Source organism: Candidatus Zymogenus saltonus, from assembly GCA_016929395.1.
GTDB lineage: Bacteria > Desulfobacterota > Zymogenia > Zymogenales > Zymogenaceae > Zymogenus > Zymogenus saltonus.
On record JAFGIX010000049.1, the window covers coordinates 38,186 to 47,479 of the forward strand.

Annotated in this window: 8 protein-coding genes; 3 read left to right on the forward strand and 5 right to left on the reverse strand. The window is 51.3% G+C overall.

The window, feature by feature from the left end; all coding sequences use genetic code 11:
• Positions 1-112: 112 nt before the first annotated feature.
• Positions 113-2,704, forward strand: coding sequence for an ATP-dependent chaperone ClpB (gene clpB, locus JW984_09795; GenBank protein MBN1573473.1), 2,592 nt, complete (start codon positions 113-115; stop codon positions 2,702-2,704).
• An 85-nt stretch (positions 2,705-2,789) separates the two neighbouring features.
• On the opposite strand, the gene JW984_09800 is transcribed toward clpB, so the two are convergent.
• From JW984_09800 to JW984_09820, 5 genes are all read right to left on the reverse strand, one after another.
• A complete protein-coding gene (locus tag JW984_09800; GenBank protein ID MBN1573474.1) occupies positions 2,790-3,167 on the reverse strand; it encodes a hypothetical protein in 378 nt (125 codons plus the stop codon).
• Positions 3,155-3,712 (reverse strand): alpha/beta hydrolase, encoded by a 558-nt coding sequence (locus JW984_09805; GenBank protein MBN1573475.1) that lies wholly within the window; start codon positions 3,710-3,712, stop codon positions 3,155-3,157. The genes JW984_09800 and JW984_09805 overlap by 13 nt, the downstream gene beginning before the upstream one ends.
• 271 nt (positions 3,713-3,983) lie before the next feature.
• Positions 3,984-4,910: an alpha/beta hydrolase gene (locus JW984_09810; protein ID MBN1573476.1), complete on the reverse strand. Its 927-nt coding sequence runs from the start codon at positions 4,908-4,910 to the stop codon at positions 3,984-3,986.
• Positions 4,911-4,933: 23 nt separating this feature from the next.
• Positions 4,934-5,152 carry a hypothetical protein gene (locus tag JW984_09815; GenBank protein MBN1573477.1) on the reverse strand — a complete coding sequence of 73 codons (219 nt, stop codon included), beginning with the start codon at positions 5,150-5,152 and terminating at the stop codon, positions 4,934-4,936.
• Positions 5,149-5,964, reverse strand: coding sequence for an alpha/beta hydrolase (locus tag JW984_09820; protein ID MBN1573478.1), 816 nt, complete (start codon positions 5,962-5,964; stop codon positions 5,149-5,151). Before JW984_09820 ends, JW984_09815 begins: the two co-directional genes overlap by 4 nt.
• Positions 5,965-6,226: 262 nt before the next feature.
• Between JW984_09820 and JW984_09825 the strand changes: the two genes are divergently transcribed.
• Together JW984_09825 and JW984_09830 are read left to right on the forward strand one after the other, a co-directional pair.
• On the forward strand, positions 6,227-7,930 hold the full coding sequence (locus JW984_09825; protein MBN1573479.1) for a long-chain fatty acid--CoA ligase: 1,704 nt from the start codon (positions 6,227-6,229) through the stop codon (positions 7,928-7,930).
• 236 nt (positions 7,931-8,166) lie between these two features.
• Complete coding sequence (locus JW984_09830; GenBank protein ID MBN1573480.1) at positions 8,167-9,078, forward strand: hypothetical protein; 912 nt, start codon at positions 8,167-8,169, stop codon at positions 9,076-9,078.
• The last annotated feature ends 216 nt before the right edge of the window (positions 9,079-9,294 follow it).

Below are 9,294 nucleotides of genomic sequence, written 5' to 3' on the forward strand. Positions count from 1 at the left end.
AATATCCCCGCAGGTTGACAAAATGGGATGGAGTGCCTAAATTAATGCTACAAAAGTTGAAAATCGGGCCCTAATTATGAAATAATGGCGGGCCGAAAAAGGAGAGCTTGAGATGATCAGACCCGACAAATTCACCATAAAGACCCAGGAGGCGATAGCCGCAGCGGAGGACACGGCCTCAAAGCGGGGAAATCCCGAGATCGGGACCATGCACCTCATGCACGCCCTCGTTACGCAGGAGGACGGGGTTGTCGTCCCCATCCTGAAGAAGCTCGGGGCCGGCAGGAATGCTGTCGAAAGCGGCCTAAACGAGCTCCTCGATAAACAGCCGAGGATGGAGGGGGCCGGGGCCTCCGGGCCGCAAATATCTTACGGGCTGAGGAACGTCCTCGAGAAGTCCTTTTCGATGGCCGATTCGTTGAACGACGAGTACGTTAGCACCGAGCACCTCCTGATGGCGATGGCGGAGGACAAGGGAACGCCGGTGGCGGAGCTCCTCAAGAAAAACGGGGTCACCAAGGACGCCGTCATGAAGGCGTTGAAGGAGATCAGGGGCAATCAGCGCGTCGTAGATCCGGACCCGGAGGGGAAGTATCAGGCCCTCGAAAAGTACGCCAGGGACCTTACGGAGCTCGCGAGGGCAGGAAAGCTCGATCCCGTAATCGGGAGGGACGAGGAGATAAGGAGGGTCATCCAGGTCCTCTCGAGGCGCACCAAGAACAACCCGGTTCTGATCGGGGAGCCGGGTGTGGGAAAGACCGCCATAGTCGAGGGGCTGGCCCAGAGGATAGTCACCGGCGACATCCCGGAGACGTTGAGAAACAAGAGGCTCGTGGCATTAGACATCGGCGCCCTTATCGCCGGGGCGAAGTACCGGGGCGAGTTTGAGGACAGACTGAAGGCGGTTTTAAAGGAGGTCACGTCATCGAACGGGATGATAATCCTCTTTATCGACGAGATGCACACGGTTGTGGGCGCCGGAGCCGCGGAGGGCTCCATGGACGCCTCTAACATGCTTAAGCCCGCCCTGGCGAGAGGTGAGCTTCACTGCGTCGGCGCCACGACCTTAAACGAGTACAGGAAGCATATCGAGAAAGACCCCGCCCTGGAGCGGAGGTTTCAGCCGGTCATGGTGACGGAGCCGTCGGTCGAGGATACCATCTCGATCTTGAGGGGGCTGAAGGAAAAGTACGAGGTTCACCACGGCGTGGCCATACAGGATTCCGCCATAATCGCCGCGGCCACCCTCTCCAATCGCTATATTACCGACCGCTTTTTGCCGGACAAGGCGATCGACCTCATAGACGAGGCGGCCTCGAAGCTTAGGATAGAGATCGATTCCATGCCGGTCGAGATAGACGAGATAGAGAGGAAGATAATTCAGCTGGAAATAGAGAGGCAGGCGCTGAAGAAGGAGAAGGACAAGGGCTCCAAGGAGCGCCTCGAAAAGATAGTCGGCGAGCTCTCCGACCTGAGGGAGAAGTCGGACGCGTTGAAGGTTCACTGGCGGGAGGAGAAGGACAAGATAAAGCGAATTCAGGAGCTGAAGGAGAAGATAGAGGGAGCGAAGATCGAGGCCGAGAAGGCCCAGCGGGAGGGAAACCTCGAGCGTGCCGGGGAGCTCCAGTACGGGGTACTTATTAAGCTGGAGAAGGAGCTTCAGGAGGAGAGCGACAACCTCTCCAAGATTCAGGCCGATAAGAAGATGCTCACCGAGGAGGTGGAGGCGGAAGACATCGCCCAGGTGGTTTCGAAGTGGACCGGAATTCCGGTGACCAGGATGATGGAGGGCGAGGTGGAAAAGCTCCTCGTCATGGAAGACCGCCTGAGGGAGAGGGTCGTGGGGCAGGACGAGGCGATTAAGGTCATCTCGGAGGCTGTGAGGAGGGCCAGGGCCGGCCTATCCGATCCGAATAAGCCTATTGGCTCTTTTATCTTTTTAGGTCCCACCGGCGTAGGGAAGACGGAGTTGACCCGCACGCTTGCCCAGTTCCTCTTCGACGACGAGAAGGCGATGGTGAGGATCGACATGAGCGAGTTCATGGAAAAACACTCCGTGGCGCGGCTCATCGGCGCCCCTCCCGGCTACGTCGGATACGAGGAGGGGGGGTATCTCACCGAGGCGGTCAGGCACAGACCCTACTCGGTGATCCTATTCGACGAGATAGAAAAGGCGCACCCGGATGTCTTTAACATCCTTCTGCAGATTCTCGACGACGGAAGGCTCACCGACGGGCAGGGCAGGACCGTGGACTTCAAGAACGCGGTCATAATAATGACCAGCAACATCGGAAGCTCCTATATCATCGAGATGTCGGAGACCGATCCCGCAAAGATGAAGGAGCTCGTCATGTCCCTCATGAGGGAGACCTTCAAGCCGGAGTTTCTGAACCGCATCGACGAGATCATCTTTTTCAACGGGCTGGGCATGGAAAATATCAAGGAGATAGTCAAGATACAGACGGAGCATGTAAAGGCGTTGTTGAAGGAGAGAAAGATAGACCTTGAGATTACGGATGATGCGATGGAGTACCTGGCAAAGGAGGGATTCAATCCCCAGTACGGGGCGAGGCCTTTAAAAAGGATAATCCAGAAGGAGATCCAGAACGGGCTTGCCTCAAAGATCATCGAGGGGGAGATAGTCGAAGGGGACAATGTTGTCGTGGACGTCAAGAAGGACGAGATAGTCTTCAGGAAAAAGTAGGGAAAGAAAACGGTTTAACAAATCTTAGATTAGATCTATAAAAGGGGGGCGAGGTTTGTCGCCCCCCATTCTGCATCAAGGCATTTTAAAAACCGTATTTCTCAATAAACTTACGTATCGCCTCGTCATATTCAGCTCCCTTTTCTGCATGACTCCTGTGGTGCTTCAGCCCCGTAAACGTCAGTTCTTCCTTGGGGCCTTCGTATCTCTCGTACAGGTTCATCTGTTCGTCATACGGGATTTGCTCGTCCATATCGTGCATTATAAAAAGTATCGGGATATATATATCGTCGATGTGGGCGATCGGATTCCCGTCCTCGTAGTCGGCTCCGCTCCTCAACCTCGCCGTGATAAGGGCCCCCGGGAGGAGAAATGGCGTTGCTTTTCCTACCGCCCTTCTCGAGTTCAGCTCTATCGAGGCGGGGACGTCGGGCATCATGGAATCCAAGATCATGATGTCCACGAGCCGGGCCTTTCCTTGTTTAAATCCATCGCCGCGAGGAAGGATGTTGTTGCGCCCATTGAGATGCCGAAGATACCAATTTTGTCATCGGGGGAATAGCCCTTTTCAAAAAGATAGTCGAAGGCGCCGATGACATCCTCCCGCTCCTTGTCCCCGAATGTTGTATAGCCGTCCGTGCTCTCCCCGTGACCCCGAAGGTCGATAAGGAGGGTCGATATCCCCCTCGAGGCGAATATCGGGGCGAAGCGGCACAACGTTTTTTTGTTTGATCTCCTTCCGTGAACGAGGACAAACGCCTTTTTTGGAGTGGAGGGTTTTTCTTCGATCCACCATGCGCTGATCGTGATTTTGTCGTCTCCCCTTGCCGGGAAAGAGACCTCTTCCGCTTTAAGGCTTGCCTCTTCCGGTGAGATGGGCCCGTATTCCGTCCTCATCTCTTCATCGTTCATCAACGGCGGGTAAAGGAGTTGACTGGAGAAGTAGTAGGAAATACCGCAGTAGGAGGCAAGGATAACGACAATAAGAATAGTAATCCACTTTTTCATCTTGACACCTCTTCCAATGGTTATACATTTTTTAAAACCGAAGTTCATATACGCCGAAACTCCGTATACTTTCTTAAAAATAGTGTAAACGCGGCAGATGTGTCACTCAGCTTGCCTATTTATAACTCATCGTTTCAGACGGGCAAATCCTCTTTATATCTTTTGACGTTTTCTAATTTATTCACCGACAATAGAGATGTAATTTCTTTCGGGCTCTCTTGTTCTGTTATTGCGTCAGCGTTTCACACGCTCTTCCCAATATTTGTCTAATCTAAAAGTTGTATTTTTTCAGGAACTTGTCCACAGCCTCTTCGTATTCCACCTTCTTCTCGACGTGACCCCTGTGATGGCCGAGACCCTCAAATTTCAACTCCTCCTTAGGCCCTTTGTATCCTTCATACAGCTCCACCTGCTCATCGTAGGGGACTATCTCGTCCATGTCGTGCATAACAAACAGGATGGGTATATCGATGTCGTCAAGGTGGGCTATAGGACTCCCGTCCTTATAATCTGCGCAGCTCCTTGACCATGCCGTAATGAGGGCTCCCGGGAGGAGAAAGGTAACGGCACCTCCCACGGCCTTCCTCGAGTTGAACTCTATCGATGATGGAACATCGGCGATCCCGGAGTCGAAGATCAAAATATCCACAGTGCCGGCCTTTTTCTTGTTTAAATCCATCGCCGCCAGGTACGATGCCGTGGCACCCATAGAGAGGCCGAAAAGCCCGATATCATCTTCAGGGGCGTAGCCTTTCTCGGAAAGGAAGTCGACGGCCCCCATTACATCGTTCCTCTCCTTGTCTCCAAAGGTGTTATAGCCCTTTGAGCTTTCCCCGTGACCCCTGAGGTCTATGAGGAGTGCCGATATCCCCCTTGAAACGAAGAAGGGGGCGTAGCGGGTCAAGGCCTTTTTGTTCGAGTTCGCCCCGTGGACCAGTATAAAGGCCTTTTTTTGATAGCTTGCTCTCTTCGTCTCAATCCACCATGCGCTGATCGTGATTTCATCGTCTCCCCTTGCCTGGAATTGAACATCTTCAACCGCAAGATCCACCTCGTCGGGAGAGATGGGACCGTATTCCGCCTTCAGCTCCTCATCGTTTGCCAGGTGTGGATAGAGCAGTTTGCTGGAAAAATAGTAAGAAACGCCCCCGTATACCGCCAAGACAACAACAATAACAACCAGAATCCAATTTCTCATGTCACTACCTCATTAAACAATTTTCACTTTTCTATTTTGAGTTGCGCTTCATATATCATATAGGCCGGTACTCCATACACCTTTTCGTAGGCCCTGCACGTGGGACAAAAGTGCCTCTCGATCTTTACCATCTGGTGGAGAAAGCCGCTTCCCTTTTCCCTTGCTCTGGTGCGCACCACACATCTATCCTTACAAAACTTTGCGAGTCTTATCGTCCAGTCCGAAAACTTTTTTCCACTCATTGCTTTTTCTCGTCCAGTTTGGATATAAAGTCAATCACGTCTCTGTTGAGATCTTCGTAACGCTCGATGACCAGCCCGTGGCCCGCCCCGGGATAGATGATCTCCCTGGCCCCCGGGATGACCCGGGCAAGCTCCCTGGTGTTCTCGGGATCTACAATGGCGTCTGCGTCTCCCGCCAGGACGAGGACGGGCACTTTGATACTGTTCAACTTGTCGTATATCGAATAGTCTTTCAACCGGGGCAAAAGCTCGTTGTAGACTTCGGGGCTGGCCGAGCTTTCCATAAATCCCGGGATAAGAGCGTCGATTGCCTCTCTGTTCTTTTCGACAAATTCGAGCGAGAAGATGAGCGTTAACCCCCTCTTGACCCTCTCTTCGGGATCGCAGTCGGGCATATCCTTGACATATTGTTCAAACCGCTTGGTCAGGTTTCCGAGACCCGGTTTTCCTGCTGATGTGGAGATAAGGACGAGGCCTCCTATCGAATCGGGATATGTGACGGCGAAGCTCTGGGCCACTATCCCCCCCATGGATACCCCCATTAGGACGGGCCTTTTAAACCCGGCGGCCTCAATTACCGATTTCAGGTCTTCAACCAGATTCGGCATGTCGTAGCCGTCCTTTGGACTGTCGCTCTTGCCGCATCCCCGGTGATCATAGAGGATGAGAGTAAATCTTTCGGACAGAGCATGCCTCTGCATAATCCAGCTGTTTCTGTCCCTTCCCATCCCGTTGATGAGGACTATCTCTTTTTTGCCTGTGCCGACAACCTCATAATCGATCTTTACGCCGCTTCTGTCTACCTTTGGCATTTCCCTCGCCGCTGAAGTTAAAAAAGGATTTTAACAGATATTAGTCCCCCCGTAAAGTAAAAAAATTTCAAAATCCTGAAGGCCATTTTATCAAGTCATAGGTATATATATTTTTCTGAATCGGTTTTCAAATAAAATGAGTTTTGGATTGAATTTTTTACAAGATTTTGTAATATATATTTGGAAAAAATTGATTTTAGTGATATATTCAACCATATTTTTACTAATGGATCGGTACACTATATAAATTTAGGAGGTAAAAATGGCAAAGAAAGAGACAAAGAGCGCGTCAAAGCCCCAGAAAAAGGTATGGTTGAAGAGTTATGCCGAGGGCGTCGTTCAAAACGTTAATTTTGAAAAGACAACTTTGACGGAGGCATTCGTCCGTACGATAAAGGATTTTCCGGAAAAACCGGCCATCTTCTTCATGGGAAAGGTGATCAGCTACAAGGAGCTGGGGGATATGGTGAACAGGTTCGCGACGGCGCTTGCAAAGATGGGGGTCAAGAAAGGGAGCAGGGTGGCTACGCTTCTGCCCAACATCCCCCAGATGGTTATCGCGTATTACGGCGCGATGATGGCCGGAGCGTCGATGGTGCTAAACAACCCCCTTTACACAGATCCCGAGCTGGAGCACCAGCTCAACGACTCGGAGTCGGAATATCTCGTTACGCTGGACCTCCTGGCCCCACGAATGATAGCCTTGAGGCCGAAGACGAAGGTAAAGGATATTATTGTATGTCACATTAATGACTATCTCCCCTTCCCCAAGAAACAGCTGTTTCCGATAGTCAAGAAGACGATGTTCAGAAAGATCGAGAAGACCGATGGAGTTCACGAGTTTGTCGATCTCATCAATAAGACCAAGCCGAATCCGCCTAAGATCAAGTTCAAATTCGATGATATCGCCGCTTTCCAGTACACGGGCGGCACTACCGGCGTTTCAAAGGGAGTCATGCTGACTCACGAAAACCTGAGCAAAAATGTCCAGCAAATTGGTGTCTGGTTTCCCACATTCAAGAAGGGGGAGGAAATCCAAACGGGGGCTCTGCCCTTCTTTCACTCCTTCGGAATGACCGCAGTGATGAACTTTTCTGTATGGAACGGATGGGGAATGGTCTTGATCCCGAGGCCGGAGCCGCAGGCGCTCTTGGAGGCGATCGATTCATGTAAACCGACATTTCTGGCGGCGGTTCCGACCATGTACATTGGAATGCTGAGACACCCCGATTTCAAGAAGTTCGATCTCAGCTCCCTTAAGGGGTGCTTTTCCGGGGCCGCCCCCCTGCCCATGGAGACCATTAAAGAGTTCGAGGCCGCCTCAGGCTCTCAGATTTGCGAGGGTTACGGGCTTTCCGAGACAAGCCCCGTGGCCACCATCAATCCGTATGGAGGGAAGACAAAGGTCGGGAGCATCGGTCTCCCCATACCCGATACCGAGCTGAAGATTGTCGATCTGGACACGGGCAAGAAGGAAATGCCTGTTGGTGAGCCGGGTGAGGTTTTAATCAAGGGGCCGCAGGTCACACACGGATACTATCAGAAGCCGAAGGAGACAAAGGAGGCCATAAAGAACGAATGGCTCTTCACCGGCGACATCGGCAAGATGGACGATGAGGGGTACTTCTATATCGTCGACAGGAAGAAGGACATGATCATAGCCGGCGGGTACAATATCTACCCCAGGGATATCGACGAGGCCCTGTACGCCCATCCGAAGGTGGCCGAGGCCTGTACCGTCGGAATCCCCCACGAATACCGGGGCGAGACCGTCAAGGCCTTTGTGGTATTGAAGCAGGGTGAGACGGCCACGGAGGAGGAGATGATCAAGTATTGTGAGACCAAGCTTGCCAAGTACAAGGTGCCGAAGACCGTTGAGTTCAGGGATTCGTTGCCGATGAGCGCGGTCGGAAAGGTCCTGAGAAAGGAGCTTCGCGCGGCCGAGCTGGAGAAAATGAAAAAGTAAAAGGGCTAAGGGCCAAAATTACTTTTTGCTGTCGTGCTGTTTTGCCATTGCGATATCGTGATTCAGATTTTAGGCTTTCAGGCTAAAGCGGCTAATGCAGCAAATATCTTCAAGTATGATATGAAAAAAACCAGTGAGGGGTCTCGATTCTAATCGGGACCCCCTTTTTTTACGAAGTAGGTGCTCTGAGTAATGAGGATATTTTTTCTCAGGTCGCTTTCGAGTGGTTGTGACAGATGAGACCGATCAGATATATAAAGCCTTTGAAGGAGTTGATTTTCTTTGTCGCGCTTGTCCCCCTTATTCTCCTTTACCCGGGCTGCTCCTTCAAGGAGGCCGAGTTTGTCTTGGGGGTGATCCGTTCCGACAAGATCATCGTCACGGCAGGGGCGTCCGGGGAGGTTGAGAGGATTGAGCGGGGTGTAGGGGACAGGGTAAAGGAGGGGGAGCTAATACTTAAGATCGGGCTTGAGGATACGGAGGAGAAACTTAAAAAATATCTCGAGAGGCTTCAGTCGCTTCAGGAGAAGGTTAAAGAGGCGAAGGAGGAGTACGAGAAATCTAAAATACAGATTGGGTATTCCAAGGGGAGGTATCTGAAAAACAGGATGCTCTTCAGCAAGGGGGCGATTGCCGAGAGGGAGGTTTTCAGGACAAAGGAGGAGTACGATTTCGCGGTGGCCCTAAACGAGAGGGCGAAAAGGGATTACGATCAAATATTGGGGGAGATAAAAAGTGTTGAGGAGGAGATATTGAAGATCGAGGGGGAATACGGGTCGGTCTTCGTCCTCTCGCCCGAGACCGGATTCATCACCAAATGTTTCGCCTGGGAGGGCGGCTACCTCCTCAAGGGGGACAGGGCCGCGGAGATCGTCAAAGATGGAAGCGTCTACTTCGAGGGGATCTGCAAATCTAAATCGGGGAGCGGAGGCATACACCCGGGAGACGAGGCCTTCGTTATACCGATTGTTACGAGGATCCTGGCGACAGGAACAATCAGGGGGGAGGTCACCGGGGTTACAAATATCGGCGCGGGGGGAAATTCTGCAGTTAAGGTGGAGATCAGGTTAAAGCCCGAGTCGAGGTGGGAGATACTGGCGCTGGGATCGAGGGAGGACAGGTTAAGGAGTGTGGCCTTGATACGGTGAAACGGGGTTTGGTATTTAAATTTAAAGAGAAATAAAGTAAAATTCAAAATTATATTTTCTTGACAGATCAGTATTATTTTTATAAATTATGAATACGTATATTAAGCACTATGGATGTATATTGATATAATTTTAGGTGATTGTAAAAGATTTGCCACCATGATAAGGTAAATCATGGACATCAAATCTTTCCAAAGTATTGTAAAAACAGAGAAA